11 protein-coding genes are annotated in these 14,976 nt (G+C 71.6%); 6 read left to right on the plus strand and 5 right to left on the minus strand.

Features of this window, described 5'->3' with window-relative positions; genetic code table 11:
- The first annotated feature begins 9 nt into the window (after positions 1 to 9).
- Entirely contained in the window at positions 10 to 1,806 is a 1,797-nt protein-coding gene (locus tag ACIQGZ_RS14980) for a coagulation factor 5/8 type domain-containing protein (RefSeq protein WP_402602367.1), read from the plus strand.
- Between the two features lie 112 nt (positions 1,807 to 1,918).
- Here ACIQGZ_RS14980 and ACIQGZ_RS14985 read toward each other — a convergent pair whose 3' ends face one another.
- Complete coding sequence (locus tag ACIQGZ_RS14985) at positions 1,919 to 2,185, minus strand: hypothetical protein (RefSeq protein ID WP_402602369.1); 267 nt, start codon at positions 2,183 to 2,185, stop codon at positions 1,919 to 1,921.
- Between the two features lie 96 nt (positions 2,186 to 2,281).
- Between ACIQGZ_RS14985 and holA the strand changes: the two genes are divergently transcribed.
- The gene (gene holA / locus ACIQGZ_RS14990; protein ID WP_402602002.1) at positions 2,282 to 3,274 is read left to right on the plus strand and encodes a DNA polymerase III subunit delta; all 993 of its coding nucleotides are present in this window, start codon (positions 2,282 to 2,284) and stop codon (positions 3,272 to 3,274) included.
- Positions 3,275 to 3,355: 81 nt separating this feature from the next.
- Here the strand turns inward: holA and ACIQGZ_RS14995 are convergent, their stop codons facing one another.
- Both ACIQGZ_RS14995 and rpsT read right to left on the minus strand, forming a co-directional pair.
- Entirely contained in the window at positions 3,356 to 4,168 is an 813-nt protein-coding gene (locus ACIQGZ_RS14995) for a hypothetical protein (RefSeq protein ID WP_402602003.1), read from the minus strand.
- Between the two features lie 558 nt (positions 4,169 to 4,726).
- Entirely contained in the window at positions 4,727 to 4,996 is a 270-nt protein-coding gene (gene rpsT / locus ACIQGZ_RS15000) for a 30S ribosomal protein S20 (protein WP_402602004.1), read from the minus strand.
- Between the two features lie 182 nt (positions 4,997 to 5,178).
- Here rpsT and ACIQGZ_RS15005 point away from each other — a divergent pair, with 182 nt between their 5' ends.
- Complete coding sequence (locus tag ACIQGZ_RS15005; protein ID WP_402602005.1) at positions 5,179 to 5,589, plus strand: hypothetical protein; 411 nt, start codon at positions 5,179 to 5,181, stop codon at positions 5,587 to 5,589.
- Between the two features lie 149 nt (positions 5,590 to 5,738).
- Positions 5,739 to 7,610, plus strand: a complete 1,872-nt coding sequence (gene lepA / locus ACIQGZ_RS15010; protein ID WP_402602007.1) for a translation elongation factor 4 — start codon at positions 5,739 to 5,741, stop codon at positions 7,608 to 7,610.
- A gap of 99 nt (positions 7,611 to 7,709) precedes the next feature.
- On the opposite strand, the gene ACIQGZ_RS15015 is transcribed toward lepA, so the two are convergent.
- Both ACIQGZ_RS15015 and ACIQGZ_RS15020 read right to left on the minus strand, forming a co-directional pair.
- Positions 7,710 to 9,671 (minus strand): ABC transporter ATP-binding protein, encoded by a 1,962-nt coding sequence (locus ACIQGZ_RS15015; protein ID WP_402602009.1) that lies wholly within the window; start codon positions 9,669 to 9,671, stop codon positions 7,710 to 7,712.
- Positions 9,668 to 11,401: an ABC transporter ATP-binding protein gene (locus tag ACIQGZ_RS15020; protein WP_402602011.1), complete on the minus strand. Its 1,734-nt coding sequence runs from the start codon at positions 11,399 to 11,401 to the stop codon at positions 9,668 to 9,670. The genes ACIQGZ_RS15015 and ACIQGZ_RS15020 overlap by 4 nt, the downstream gene beginning before the upstream one ends.
- A gap of 332 nt (positions 11,402 to 11,733) precedes the next feature.
- Here ACIQGZ_RS15020 and ACIQGZ_RS15025 point away from each other — a divergent pair, with 332 nt between their 5' ends.
- Both ACIQGZ_RS15025 and hemW read left to right on the plus strand, forming a co-directional pair.
- Positions 11,734 to 13,686 carry an AMP-dependent synthetase/ligase gene (locus ACIQGZ_RS15025; protein ID WP_402602013.1) on the plus strand — a complete coding sequence of 651 codons (1,953 nt, stop codon included), beginning with the start codon at positions 11,734 to 11,736 and terminating at the stop codon, positions 13,684 to 13,686.
- A 59-nt stretch (positions 13,687 to 13,745) separates the two neighbouring features.
- A complete protein-coding gene (hemW, locus tag ACIQGZ_RS15030) occupies positions 13,746 to 14,975 on the plus strand; it encodes a radical SAM family heme chaperone HemW (protein WP_402602014.1) in 1,230 nt (409 codons plus the stop codon).
- Position 14,976 lies beyond the last annotated feature (1 nt).

A 14,976-nucleotide genomic window follows, 5' to 3' on the forward strand; every position in this document is an offset into this window, starting at 1 on the left:
CTCTGGGAGATCACCGTCCGCACCGGCACCGGCACCAGCACCGGAGGCGGCACCGGCGGAACCGGCGGCACCACCGGCGGCGACAACGGCGGCGGGGTCACCGTGCCGACCACCGACCCGAAGAACCCCGACCTGGGCCCGAACGTCTACGTGGTCAGCCCGTCGACGTCCCAGGCCGACATGCAGAACCGCCTCAACACCATCTTCAACCAGCAGCACACCAACCAGTTCGGCGACCAGCGCTACGCGGTGCTGTTCAAGCCGGGCAGCTACAACGCCGACGTCAACCTCGGCTTCTACACCCAGGTCGCCGGCCTGGGCATGTCCCCGGACGACGTCAACATCAACGGGCACGTCCGGGTCGAGGCCGACTGGCTCCAGCAGGGCGACACCCCGGGCAACAACGGCAACGCCACCCAGAACTTCTGGCGCGAGGCCGAGAACCTCTCGGTGACCCTCCAGGGCAACCAGGTCGAGCGCTGGGCCGTGGCCCAGGCCGCCCCGTACCGGCGGATGCACCTCAAGGGCGCCGGCGCCCAGATCCAGCTGTGGAACGGCGGCGACGGCTGGGCCAGCGGCGGTCTGCTGGCCGACAGCAAGATCGACGGCCAGGTCGTCTCCGGTGCGCAGCAGCAGTGGTTCACCCGCAACAGCGAGATCGGCAGCTGGAACGGCGGCGTGTGGAACATGGTCTTCGTCGGCACCAAGGGTGCGCCGCCGGCCAGCTTCCCCAACCCGCCCGAGACGGTCGTCAACCAGACGCCCGTGGAGCGTGAGAAGCCCTTCCTGTACGTGGACGGCTCCGGCAGCTACAACGTCTTCGTGCCGGGCGTGCGGCAGAACTCCACCGGAACCGACTGGTCCAGCGGCTCCCCGGTCGGCACCTCGCTCTCGCTCAGCCAGTTCTACGTGGCCAAGCCGGGCGACTCCACCGCGCTGCTGAACGCCGCGCTGGCCCAGGGCAAGAACCTGCTGCTCACCCCGGGTGTGTACCACCTGAGCGACAGCCTGCGGATCACCCGCCCGGACACCGTGGTGCTGGGCCTCGGCCTCGCCACCCTGACGCCCGACACCGGTCTCGCCGCGATCAGCGCCGATGACGTCAACGGCGTCAACCTGGCCGGTCTGCTGATCGACGCCGGCCCGGTGAACTCGCCGGTGCTGGTCCAGATCGGCCAGCCGGGCTCCAACGCCGACCACTCCGCCGACCCCAGCGCCCTGCACGACGTGTTCTTCCGCATCGGCGGTGCGCACACCGGCAAGGCCACGGTCAGCCTCCAGATCAACAGCAACAACGTGATCGGTGACCACATGTGGCTGTGGCGCGCCGACCACGGCAACTCCGGTGTCGGCTGGGACGTCAACACCGCCGCCAACGGCCTGGTGGTCAACGGCAACAACGTCACCATGTACGGCCTCTTCGTCGAGCACTACCAGCAGTACAACACCCTCTGGAACGGCAACGGCGGGCGGACGTACTTCTACCAGAACGAGATGCCGTACGACGTGCCCAACCAGGCGGCCTGGAGCAGCGGCAACGGGAACCAGGGCTGGGCCTCCTACAAGGTCGCCGACTCGGTGACCAGCCACGAGGCGTGGGGTGTCGGCAGCTACTCCTTCTTCAACACCAACCCGTCCATCGTGGCGAGCCACGCCTTCGAGGTGCCCAACACCCCGGGGGTCAAGTTCCACAACCTGGTGACGGTCTCGCTCGGTGGCGTGGGCACCATCAGCCACGTGATCAACAACGCCGGGGCCGCCGCCAACCTGGCGAACCAGCAGTCGTACCTGGTCAGCTACCCGTGATGATCCGCACGGACCAGGGCTGAACAGCCGACGGGCGGGGGCCGCGCATCGCGGCCCCCGCTCGGTGCTTCCTCCGCCGGGTCACGCCCCCGTCGCGCTCCGTCGCGACCCTTCACGCCTCCTCGCGCCAGCCGTCGTGGCGGGCGGCGAGTGCGTCCAGGGCGGCCAGCAGCTCGGCGGTCCACCGGGCGGCGGGCTGGTCCAGCACCACCAGCCACTGGGCGTCCTCGGCGTCGTCCTCCCCGGCCAGCGCCTCGCGGACCAGCTCGGGTTCGCCGAGCGCGGGCCAGCGGCGGACGGCCTCGGCGGCGGCCTCCTCGGCGGTGTCCCGGTCGGGCAGCACCAGCAGCTGGCGGGCGGCCGGGGTGGGGTGCCGCATGTCGTCCTGCGTGTTCTCCTGCGCGTTCTCCTGCACCGGCCCATTGTCGCCGCCGGGCCGGCCGGGCTGTCGGTGGGGCGTGGGATGCTGGGGGCGATGGCCAGGAAGAGCTCACCCGACGACCTGCTCGCCCCGCTGACCCTCGCGGTCGGCCAGGAGGAGCTGCTGCTGGACCGTGCCGTCGCCCAGGTGGTGGCGGCCGCCCGTGCGGCCGACCCGGACACCGACGTACGCGACCTCGCCCCCGGCGCCCTCCAGCCCGGCGGCCTGGCGGAGATCACCTCGCCCTCGCTCTTCGCCGAGCGCAAGGTGGTGGTGGTCCGCGCCGCCCAGGATCTGGCCGCCGACACGGTCAAGGACGTCAAGGCGTACCTGGAGGCCCCGGCGGATGAGGTGATCATGGTCCTGGTGCACGCCGGCGGCCCCAAGGGCAAGGCGCTGCTGGACGCGGCGCGCAAGGCCGGCGCCCGCGAGGTGCCGTGCGCCAAGCTCGGCAAGGCGGGGGAGCGGCTGGCGTTCGTCAAGGCGGAGGTCCGGGCCACCGGCCGGTCGGCCACCGAGGAGGCGTGCCGGGCCCTGCTGGACGCGATCGGCAGCGACCTGCGTGAGCTGGCCGCCGCCGTCAGCCAGCTCGCCGCCGACACCGACGGCTCCATCGACGAGACCGTGGTCGCCCGATACTACAGCGGCCGGGCGGAGGCCACCGGCTTCGAGGTGGCCGACCTCGCGGTGACCGGCCGCACGGCGGAGGCACTGGAGCGGCTGCGCTGGGCACTGGCGGTGGGCCAGCCGCCGACCGGCATCACCTACGCCCTGGCGTCGGGGGTGCGCAGCATCGGCCGGCTGGCCACCGTCGGGCGCGGCATGCGCCCGGCCGACCTGGCCCGCGAACTGGGCATGCCGCCGTGGAAGGTGGACCGGGTGCGCCAGCAGATGCGCGGCTGGACGGGCGACGGGGTGGCCGCGGCCCTCACCGCCATCGCCCTGGCGGACGCCGAGGTCAAGGGCGGCTCCGACGACCCCGCGTACGCTCTGGAGCGCGCCGTGGTCTCGGTCTCCCGGGCGGCGCGCTCCGGGCGGGGTGGCTGACGGTCGATCAGGTGAAGCCGGTCGGCTGGCGGTCGGTCGGCTGGCGGCCAGTCGGCTGTTGGCTGGTCAGCTGGTGGCTGGTCAGCTGGTGGCGCCGCTGGCCAGCTTGGCCAGGGTGGCCTTGCTGTCGGCGATCAGCCGCTCCCTGATGTCGTCGCGGGTGGGCGGGGTGTCGGTGGACGAGGACGAGAAGCCCTGGCTCCACCCCAGCTGGTAGGTGACCCCGCCGTCCCGGACGTAGATGTACTGGCTGATGTAGCGGAAGCTGCTGTCGCTGTCGTCGTCCTTGTAGGAGAGGTACGCCTCGTCGCCGAGCCCCGGCACCTCGGTGATCTGGTAGTCCTGCTGCTGGTCGAAGTCGCGCTGGGCATCGAACTCCGGCGTCGCGTCCACCGCCTTGTGCAGCTGGACGTACATGGACAGCGAGGCACTGCCGACGTCCGAGCTGGACTTCTTCAGGTCCATGGTGCAGTACATATAGTCCAGCGCCGAGCTGCGTGCGGCCCGCTGGCTGGGCTTGCTGTCCGGCTCGGGGTAGAGCTGCTGGAGCCGGGTCAGGACGGCGGAGCTGCACAGCTTGTCGATGACCTGGTACTTGCCGACGCCCGGCCGGCCGTCGGAGTCGCCGGTCAGCAGCGGCAGGCCGAACACCCCGGCCGCCCAGAGCACCGACGATGCCGCCACCCCGATCAGCAGCCCGGTCAGCAGCCGCCTGCCCCCGCCACCCCCGCCCACGGCCGGGACGGGCGGCTGCGGCGGACCGTAGTAGGGCTGCTGGGTGGCGTAAGGATTGCTCTGCGGCGGCAGCGATCCGTAGTAGGGCGCGGTCGGCTGCTGCTGGGGTGGCGGTGGCTGCTGCTGCGGGAAAGCCGCCTGGGTCGGCTGGTACTCCACCGGCGGCGGTATCGGCGGCTGCCCTGCCTGGCCGGGCTGCGGCGGCGGCTGCCCCGGACCGGATGGTGGCGGCGGGATCGACATTGGCCCTCACTGTTCGTGGCGGTAGCGGTGCACGACGTGTTGCGGCTGCGGTCGATCGACCATAGCGGCCCCCGCTGACACCGGGGGAGTACCCGGCCGGATTGCCTGACTGTTAGTCACTTCCCGCTGTCGCCATGCCAGTGGCCGATCGTGAGGCGCGGCGCGTCGAGCACGGGTGCCAGGGCGTCCCGGGCCCGCCGGGCGCGTACACCGGTGCGGCCAGCTCGCCGGGGCCGTGTCGCCGGGGCCGGACAGACGCGTACTGCCCGCCAGGGCATCCCCCGGCGGGCAGTAGTCATTCGCTTTGGTGAAGCAGCACCGCACCCGCGTGGCGAACGCAGGCCGCGTGCGGTGCGAGTCGAGCTGCCGCGGTGGGACCGGGTAGAGGGCCGGTCCGGACCGGGCGGGGTGGTCGGAGGCGGGGGCGGTTGAGAGGGACCGCCGGCTCCGCGCCGACCGGCCTCGGCGCCTGGGTCAGGCGGCCTTGGCGGTGTTCACGCGCTGGGTCAGAGCCGACTTCTTGTTGGCGGCCTGGTTCTTGTGGATGACGCCCTTGCTGACAGCCTTGTCGAGCTTCTTGGACGCCTCGCGGGCCAGCAGGGTGGCCTTCTCGAAGTCGCCGGCCTCGGCGGCCTCGCGGGCCTTGCGGACAGCGGTCTTCAGCGAGGACTTGACGGCCTTGTTGCGCAGGCGCGCCTTCTCGTTGGTCTTGTTCCGCTTGATCTGGGACTTGATGTTCGCCACGAAGGAGCCTCAGTCTGGTTCGTCGGTCTGAAAGTGGGCACCCGCGACCGTGCGCAGGCGCAGCAGGCCACGTTACCAGGGCCGCCCGGGGCCACCCAAACCGGCTGGGCGGGTGATGTGATCCCCGCTTCATCGCGAGCCGACCGCCGCGCCGCCCGGCGGGCTGTGCCAGGGTGAGCGGCATGACCCTCAGCGCCGTCTCCCGCCTGCGCGGCGCCGCGTCCGGCCGCCGCTCCGCGTTGCTGCTCTCCGGCCTGCTGGCCGGCGCGGGTGTGCTGCACCTCGTCCGCCCCGAGCCGTTCGACGCCATCGTCCCCAGCGCCCTGCCGGGCGCTCCCCGGCTGTACACGCAGCTCAGCGGGGTGGCCGAGCTGGCCTGCGCCGCCGCCGTGGCGGTGCCGCGCACCCGGCGGCTGGGCGCGCTGGCCACGGCCGGGCTGTTCACCGCCGTCTTCCCGGCCAATGTGCAGATGGCGTACGACTGGCGGCGGGCGGCCCCGGCCAAGCGGGCCGTCGCCTATGCCCGGCTGCCGCTCCAGGCGCCGCTGATCGGCTGGGCGCTGGCGGTGCGGCGGGGCAGCCGGGCGGCGTGAGTGGTACGGGCTGAGCAGGTCCGCCCGTACTCGTGGGACTATGGGAGCGACGTATCGATCGGATGACACCGTCCGGCCCCGGGAAGCCCCCTCCGTACGGCGGGGAGTGCCGCCGGACCGCCGGACCGACTGAGAATCTGGACCCCTAGGTGCCCGCGACCCCCAACACCGTGCCGGAGCCCAGCCGCACCGACCCTGCGCTGATCCGGAACTTCTGCATCATCGCCCACATCGACCACGGCAAGTCGACGCTCGCCGACCGGATGCTGCAGCTCACCGGTGTGGTCGACCAGCGGCAGATGCGTGCCCAGTACCTCGACCGGATGGACATCGAGCGCGAGCGCGGTATCACCATCAAGTCGCAGGCCGTCCGGCTGCCCTGGGCGCCGACGACCGGCGACGGCGCGGGGCGTACCCATGTGCTCAACATGATCGACACGCCCGGCCACGTGGACTTCACCTACGAGGTCTCCCGGTCGCTGGCGGCCTGCGAGGGCACCATCCTGCTGGTGGACGCCGCGCAGGGCATCGAGGCGCAGACCCTCGCCAACCTCTACCTGGCGCTGGAGAACGACCTCACCATCATCCCGGTGCTGAACAAGATCGACCTGCCGGCCGCCCAGCCGGAGAAGTACGCCGCCGAGCTGGCGCACATCATCGGCTGCGACCCGGCGGACGTCCTCAAGGTCAGCGCCAAGACCGGGATGGGCGTCGAGGCGCTGTTGGACGAGGTCGTGGCCAAGGTCCCGGCGCCGGTCGGCCAGGCGGACGCACCCGCCCGCGCGATGATCTTCGACTCGGTGTACGACTCCTACCGCGGCGTGGTCACCTACGTCCGGGTGATCGACGGCAACCTCAGCAAGCGCGAGCGCATCGCGATGATGTCCACCGGCGCCACCCATGAGCTGCTGGAGATCGGCGTCATCTCGCCGGAGCCCAAGTCCGCCGACGGCCTGGGCGTCGGTGAGGTGGGTTATCTGATCACCGGGGTGAAGGACGTCCGGCAGTCCAAGGTCGGTGACACCATCACCTCGATGCACAAGGGTGCGACCGAGGCGCTGGGCGGCTACAAGGACCCCCGGCCGATGGTGTTCTCCGGGCTCTACCCGCTGGACGGCTCGGACTACCCGCTGCTGCGCGACGCGCTGGACAAGCTGCGGCTCAACGACGCGGCCCTGGTCTACGAGCCGGAGACGTCGGTGGCGCTGGGCTTCGGCTACCGCTGCGGCTTCCTGGGCCTGCTGCACCTGGAGATCATCCGGGAGCGGCTGGAGCGCGAGTTCAACCTCGACCTGATCGCCACCGCGCCCAACGTGGTCTACCGGGTGGTGATGGAGGACGGTACCGAGCACATCGTCACCAACCCCAGCGAGTTCCCCACCGGCAAGATCGCCGAGGTGCACGAGCCGGTGGTGCGCGGCACCATCCTGGCGCCCAATGACTTCGTCGGCGCGATCATGGAGCTGTGCCAGACCCGCCGGGGCAACCTCCAGGGCATGGACTACCTCTCCGAGGACCGGGTGGAGCTGCGCTACACCCTTCCGCTGGCGGAGATCGTCTTCGACTTCTTCGACCAGCTGAAGTCCAAGACCCGGGGCTACGCCTCGCTGGACTACGAGCCGATCGGTGAGCAGCAGGCCGAGCTGGTCAAGGTCGACATCCTGCTGCACGGCGACAAGGTGGACGCCTTCTCGGCCATCGTGCACAAGGACAAGGCGTACAACTACGGCGTGCAGATGGCCGGCAAGCTGCGCGAGCTGATCCCGCGTCAGCAGTTCGAGGTGCCGATCCAGGCCGCGATCGGCTCGCGGGTGATCGCCCGCGAGACGGTGCGCGCGATCCGCAAGGACGTCCTCTCCAAGTGCTACGGCGGCGACATCTCGCGCAAGCGGAAGCTGCTGGAGAAGCAGAAGGAGGGCAAGAAGCGGATGAAGATGGTCGGCCGGGTGGAGGTCCCCCAGGAGGCGTTCATCGCCGCGCTGTCCACCGACTCCGACGGCCCGTCCGAGAAGAAGAAGTAGCAGCGCCGAGCAGCGGAAGGGCGCCCCGGGAGATCCCGGGGCGCCCTTCCGCCGTTCGCGGCGCGGCGGCCGGCCGACCTCGGACCGGCCGCCCTTGGATCAGTCGACCTCGGCGACGGCGGCCGAGAACTGCGCCGCGTACAGCCGGGCGTAGGCGCCCCCGGCGGCCAGCAGCTCGGCGTGCGAGCCCTGCTCCACGATGGCGCCGGACTCCATCACCAGGATCACGTCCGCGTCCCGGATGGTGGAGAGCCGGTGCGCGATGACGAAGCTGGTCCGCCCGGAGCGCAGGGTGGCCATGGCGCGCTGGATCAGCACCTCGGTACGGGTGTCCACCGAGCTGGTCGCCTCGTCCAGCACCAGGATCACCGGCTCGGCCAGGAACGCTCGGGCTATGGTGATCAGCTGCTTCTCGCCGGCGCTGACGCCCGAGCCCTCCTCGTCGATCACGGTGTCATAGCCGTCGGGCAGGGTGCGCACAAAGCGGTCGACGTGCGCGGCCCGCGCCGCCTCGACGATCCGCTCCCGGGTGGCGTCCTCGGCGCCGTACGCGATGTTCTCCGCGATGGTGCCGCCGAACAGCCAGGTGTCCTGGAGCACCATGCCGATCCCGGACCGCAGCTCCTCGCGGGACATCGCGGCGATGTCCACCCCGTCCAGGGTGATCCGGCCGCCGGTCACCTCGTAGAAGCGCATCAGCAGGTTGACCAGGGTGGTCTTGCCCGCGCCGGTCGGGCCGACGATGGCCACCGTCTGGCCGGGCTCGACCCGCAGCGACAGGTCCTCGATCAGCGGCTTGTCCGGCGCGTAGCGGAAGGAGACGTCCTCGAAGGCGACCCGGCCGAGCAGCCGCTCGGGGCGGGCCGGGGTCTTGGGCTCCGGGGACTGCTCCTCGGCGTCCAGCAGCTCGAAGACCCGCTCGGCGGAGGCGACGCCGGACTGCACCAGGTTGGCCATGCTCGCCACCTGGGTGAGCGGCTGGCTGAACTGCCGCGAGTACTGGATGAACGCCTGCACCTCGCCGATCGACAGCGCGCCGGAGGCGACCCGCAGACCGCCGACCACCGCCACCAGCACATAGTTGAGGTTGCCGATGAACATCATGGCCGGCTGGATGATGCCGGAGATGAACTGCGCCCGGAAGCTGGACGCGAACAGCTCCTCGTTGTGCTGCCGGAAGGTTTCGGCGGACTCGTCCTGACGGCCGAAGACCTTCACCAGGGCGTGCCCGGTGTACATCTCCTCGATGTGCCCGTTGAGCTTGCCGGTGGTCCGCCACTGGGCGACGAACTGCGGCTGGGCGCGCTTGCCGACGGCCGTCGCGACGACCACCGAGAGCGGCACGGTGACCAGGGCGATCACCGCCAGCAGCGGGGAGATCCAGAGCATCATCGCCAGCACGCCGACGATGGCGAGCAGCGAGTTCACGATCTGCCCCAGCGTCTGCTGGAAGGTCTGCGCGATGTTGTCGATGTCATTGGTCGCCCGGCTCAGCACCTCGCCGCGCGGCTGCTGGTCGAAGTAGCCGAGCGGCAGCCGGGAGAGCTTGGCCTCCACCTGCTCGCGCAGCCGGAACACGGTGCGCTGGATGGCGCGCGTGGCCAGCCGGCCCTGGAGGATGCCGAAGAGCCCGGCCCCGACGTAGACCGCCAGCACGATGAGCAGCACATGGCCCACCGCGCCGAAGTCGATGCCCCGCCCGGGGGTGAAGTGCATCGAGGAGAGCATGTCGGCCTGGGTGCCGTGGCCCTGCTCCCGCAGGTGCGCCACCGCCTCGGCCTTGGTGCTGCCGGCCGGCAGCTGGCGGCCGATCACCCCGGCGAAGATCAGGTCGGTGGCGTGGCCCAGGATGCGCGGGCCGAGTACGGAGAGCGCGGTGCTGGCCACGCCGAGGGCCAGCACGGAGCCGATCAGTACCCGCTCCGGGCGCAGCGTGCCCAGCAGCCGCTTGCCGGAGCCCTTGAAGTCCATGGACTTCTCGACCGGCCCGCCGCCCATGAAGCGCGCCGGGCCGCCCATCGGGGCCGGCCCGCGGCGCGGGGCCGTCTTGGCGAGGCTCATGCGGCCTCCTCCTCGGTGAGCTGGGAGAGCACGATCTCCCGGTAGGTGGCGTTGCCGTCCATCAGCTCGGCATGGGTGCCGGTGCCGACGACCTGCCCCTCGTCCAGTACGACGATCCGGTCGGCGTCCCGGATGGTGCTGACCCGCTGCGCGACGATCACCACGGTGGCGTCGGCGGTCTCCCGGGTCAGTGCGGCCCGCAGCGCGGCGTCGGTGGCGTAGTCCAGCGCGGAGAAGGAGTCGTCGAAGAGGTAGATCTCCGGGCGCCGCACCAGCGTACGGGCGATGGCCAGCCGCTGCCGCTGCCCGCCGGAGAGGTTGCCGCCGCCCTGGGCGACCGGTGACTCCAGGCCCTCCGCCAGCCGCTCCACGAAGTCGCGGGCCTGCGCCACCTCCAGCGCGTGCCACAGCTCCTCGTCGGTGGCGTCCGGGTTGCCGTAGCGCAGGTTGCTGGCGACGGTGCCGGAGAACAGGTACGGCTTCTGCGGCACCAGGCCGACGGTGCGGGCCAGCAGCGCCGGCTCCAGCTCCCGTACGTCGACGCCGTCCACCAGGACCGTGCCGCCGGTGGCGTCGAACAGCCGGGGGATCAGGCCCAGCAGGGTGCTCTTGCCGCTGCCGGTGGAGCCGATCACGGCGGTGGTCTCGCCGGGTCGTGCGACCAGGTCGATGTCGCGCAGCACCGGCGCCTCGGCGCCCGGGTAGCGGAACTCGGCGCCGCGCAGCTCCAGCTGGCCGCTGCGGGCCAGGGTGAGCACCGGGGCGGTGGGCGGGACGACGCTGGAGTCGGTGCCCAGCACCTCCTGGATGCGCTCGGCGCAGACCTCGGCGCGCGGGATCATCATGAACATGAAGGTGGCCATCATCACCGACATCAGGATCTGCATCAGATAGCTGAGGAAGGCCGTCAGCGCCCCGACCTGCATCCCGCCGCTGTCGATCCGGTGGCCGCCGAACCAGAGCACGGCGACGCTGGAGACGTTCACCACCAGCATCACGGTGGGGAACATCAGCGCCATCAGCCGGCCGGTCCGCAGCGAGACGTCCATCAGTTCGCCGTTGGCCCCGGCGAAGCGCTGCTGCTCGTACGGGTCGCGGACGAAGGCCCGGATCACCCGCAGCCCGGTGATCTGCTCGCGCAGCACCCGGTTGACGTTGTCCAGCCGCCCCTGCATGGTGCGGAACAGCGGGCGCATCCGGCGGACGATCAGGCTCACCAGGATGCCCAGCACCGGCACGATCACCACCAGCAGCGCGGAGAGCGGCACGTCCTGGTTGAGGGCCATCAGGATGCCGCCGACGCACATGATCGGCGCCGAGACCATCAGCGTGAACGACATCAGCACCAGCATCTGCACCTGCTGGACGTCGTTGGTGGTGCGGGTGATCAGCGAGGGCGCCCCGAAGCGGCCGACCTCGCGGGCCGAGAAGCTCTGCACCCGGTCGAAGACGCCGGCCCGCACATCGCGGCCGACCGACATCGCGGTACGGGCGCCGAAGTAGACCGCGCCGATGGCGCAGATGATCTGTAGCACGGTGACGGCGATCATCAGGCCGCCGGTGGTCAGGATGTAGCCGGTGTCACCCTTCACCACGCCCTGGTCGATGATGTCGGCGTTCAGGGTCGGCAGGTAGAGCGCGGCCAGGGTCTGCACCAGTTGGAGCAGTACGAGCAGCACGATCGGCCGGGTGTACGGCCGCAGATAGGAACGCAGGAGTCTTATCAGCACGCGGGTTCTCTCGAATACGGGTTCGGATGGCGGAGCGGCGGACGGGCGGGGGTGTGGGCGGGCCGAGCCGGGGGGCGGGGTCCATCATCGGTCATCCGCAGTGCCGCGCGTATCGGATATCGGTCCTCGGTCTGCCGCCCGAGGGCGGCTGCGCCCGCCGGGGCCGGCGGGGCGGCCTCCGGACCGGGGCCGCGCGCACCGGCCCAGGGCGGCGGCTCGGCGATGCCCGGTCCCTCTTCCCGCAGCGGCGGGTTTCCGCCTACGCTGACCGTTGCTTGCGAGTTACCCGCCAGTTAACAACATCGTTGATCGGCGCTCCCCCGGAGGTAGCCGTGAATTCCGCGCAGTCACTGATCGAGAACCGCCCGGCCTCCGTGGCGCACCTCTTCTTCTCCCGGGTCGCGGCTACTCCGGAGCGCGAGGCGTACCGCTATCCCGGGCCGGTCGACGAGCTGTCCGCCGACAGCTCCCCCGGGGCCGAGCAGTGGCGCGGGATGACCTGGCGGCAGGCGGCCGAGCGGGTCAGCGCCATCGCCGCCGGGCTGATGTCGCTCGGTGTGCTGCCCGAGGAGCGGGTGGCGATCTCCGCCTCCACCCGGATCGAGTGGATTCTCGCGGACCTGGGCGTGATGTGCGCGGGCGCCGCCACCACCACCGTCTACCCCAGCACCAACGCCGACGAGACCGCCTTCATCCTCTCCGACTCCGGCAGCCGGGCGGTCTTCGCCGAGGACGCCGCCCAGCTGGCCAAGGTGCTCGCCGAGGTGGAGCATCTGCCGGAGCTGGGCCATGTGATCCTCTTCGACGCCCCGGCCGAACCGCCCGCCACCGGCGGCACCGGGGACGTCAGGGGCACCGGGGACGTCAGGGGCGCCGAGGACGTCGAGGGTGTCGAGGTGCTGTCGCTGGCCGAGCTGGAGCAGCGCGGCCGGCGCTACCTGGAGGAGCACCCGGACGCGGTCGACAAGACCGTCCAGGCCATCGACCGGGAGCAACTGGCCACCCTCATCTACACCTCCGGCACCACCGGCCGGCCCAAGGGCGTACGGCTGGCGCACGACTGCTGGGCGTACGAGGCCGCCGCGCAGGTCGCCTCCGGGCTGCTCAGCGAGGACGACGTGCAGTTCCTCTGGCTGCCGCTCTCGCATGTCTTCGGCAAGACCCTCACCTCCGGCGCCATGCAGCTCGGCGCGGTGATCGCGGTGGACGGCCGGGTGGACCGCATCATCCACAACCTGCCGCTGGTGCGCCCCACCTACATGGCGGCCGCGCCCCGGATCTTCGAGAAGGTCTACAACGGCATCGCCGCCAAGGCCCGAGCCGAGGGCAGCGCCAAGTACCGGATCTTCCAGTGGGCCGCCGGGGTGGCCCGCGAGTACGCCAAGGCGTGCGAGCGGAGCATGGCCCGGACCGGCACCCGCACCGCGCCGCGCGGCCTCACCCTCCAGCACGCCATCGCGGACAAGCTGGTCTACGCCAAGATCAGGGCGGCCTTCGGCGGCCGGATGCGGGCCTGTATCTCCGGCAGCGCCGCACTGGCCCCCGACATCGGCTACTTCTTCGCCGGCGCGGGCGTGCACATCCTGGAGGGCTACGGCCTCACCGAGACCAGCGCCGGGTCCACGGTCAACCCCGGCGAGGGCTTCCGGATCGGCACCGTCGGCCCGCCGCTGCCCGGCACCGAGATCCGCATCGCGGAGGACGGCGAGATCCTGGTGCGCGGCCCCGGCGTGATGCGCGGCTACCACAACCAGCCGGAGCTGACCGCCGAGGTGCTGGAGAGCGACGGCTGGTTCCACACCGGCGACATCGGTGAGCTGGACGGTGACGGCTTTGTGCGGATCACCGACCGCAAGAAGGACATGTTCAAGACCTCCGGCGGCAAGTACGTGGCGCCCAGCGAGGTCGAGGGCCGCTTCAAGGCGCTCTGCCCGTTCGTCGGCAACATCCTGGTGATCGGCAGCGGCCGCAACTACTGCACCGCGCTGATCACCCTGGACGAGACCGCGATCATGCCCTGGGCCAAGGGGCAGGGCCTCGCGGACCGGTCGTACGCCGAGGTGTGCGCCTCGCCGCAGGTCCGGGAGCTGATCGACGGCTTCGTCCGCAAGGTCAACGCCGACCTCCAGCGCTGGCAGACGGTCAAGCGCTTCGCGGTGCTGCCGCGCGACCTGGACGTGGAGCACGGCGAGCTGACCCCGAGCCTCAAGGTCAAGCGCCCGGTGGTGGAGCGGGAGTACGCCGACGTCATCGAGTCGATGTACGAGGGCGCCCGGGAGGCCTGACCGGCCCGGGGCCGCCCGGCTCGGGCGGGGCAGGGCGGCCGATGCCGGACAATGGAGCCATGCCCTCCACCCTCCCCGACGGCGAACCCGTGCCGTCCGACGGCGCCCTGCCCGACCACGCCCTCGCCGGGGTGGGCGAGCGGCCCTTCGGCTTCTACGTCCATGTGCCCTACTGCGCCACCCGCTGCGGCTACTGCGACTTCAACACCTACACCGCCACCGAGCTGCGCGCCGCGGGCACGGTCGCCTCGCAGGAGACGTACGCGGCCAACCTGGTCGCGGAGGTCCGGCTCGCCCGCAAGGTGCTCGGCGCCGCCGAGGTGCCCGTCTCCACCGTCTTCGTCGGCGGCGGCACCCCCACCCTGCTGCCCGCCGCCGACCTGGTGGCGATGGTCACCGCGATCTGCGAGGAGTTCGGGCTGGCCGAGGGCGCCGAGGTCAGCACCGAGGCCAACCCGGAGTCGGTCGGCCCGGCCTACCTGGCCGAACTGCGGGCGGGCGGCTTCAACCGGATCTCCTTCGGCATGCAGAGCGCCCGCCCCCATGTGCTGCGGCTGCTGGAGCGGCAGCACACCCCAGGCCGGCCCGAGGCATGCGTGGCCGAGGCCAGGGCGGCGGGCTTCGACCACGTCAACCTGGACCTGATCTACGGCACCCCCGGCGAGTCCGACGACGACTGGCGGGCCTCGCTGGACGCGGCCCTGTCGGCCGGGCCCGACCACATCTCCGCGTACTCGCTGATCGTCGAGGAGGGCACCCGGTTCGCCGCCCGGGTCCGCCGGGGCGAGATCCCGATGACCGACGACGACGTACACGCCGACCGCTACCTGATCGCCGAGGAGCGGCTCACCGCGGCCGGCTTCCACTGGTACGAGGTCTCCAACTGGGCCGCCTCCGAGGCCGGCCGCTGCCGCCACAACGAGCTGTACTGGACCGGCGCCGACTGGTGGGGCGCGGGCCCCGGCGCGCACAGCCACGTCGGCGGCGTGCGCTGGTGGAACGCCAAGCACCCCGCCGCGTACGCCCACGCGCTGGCCGAGGGCCGCTCACCCGGCCAGGGCCGCGAACTGCTCTCCACCGAGGACCGCCGCGTCGAGCGCATCCTGCTGGAACTGCGCCTGGCCGACGGCTGCCCGCTCGACCTGCTCGCCCCGGCCGGCCGCCGCGCCGCCGACCGGGCCCTCGCCGACGGCCTGCTGCGCCCCGAGCCGTACGCGGCGGGCCGCGCCGCCCTCACCCTGCCCGGTCGGCTGCTGGCCGACGCCCTGGTCCGCGACCTGGTCGACTGAG

It is taken from the genome of Streptomyces sp. NPDC092296 (genome assembly GCF_044755465.1).
Taxonomy (GTDB): Bacteria; Actinomycetota; Actinomycetes; order Streptomycetales; family Streptomycetaceae; genus Peterkaempfera.

Coding starts and splice junctions, on each gene's coding strand:
- ACIQGZ_RS14985 (WP_402602369.1), bottom strand. CDS start 2,185: ATGCGGCACCCCACCCCGGCCGCCCGCCAGCTGCTGGTGCTGCCCGAC.
- holA (WP_402602002.1), top strand. CDS start 2,282: ATGGCCAGGAAGAGCTCACCCGACGACCTGCTCGCCCCGCTGACCCTC.
- ACIQGZ_RS15005 (WP_402602005.1), top strand. CDS start 5,179: ATGACCCTCAGCGCCGTCTCCCGCCTGCGCGGCGCCGCGTCCGGCCGC.
- ACIQGZ_RS15015 (WP_402602009.1), bottom strand. CDS start 9,671: ATGAGCCTCGCCAAGACGGCCCCGCGCCGCGGGCCGGCCCCGATGGGC.
- hemW (WP_402602014.1), top strand. CDS start 13,746: ATGCCCTCCACCCTCCCCGACGGCGAACCCGTGCCGTCCGACGGCGCC.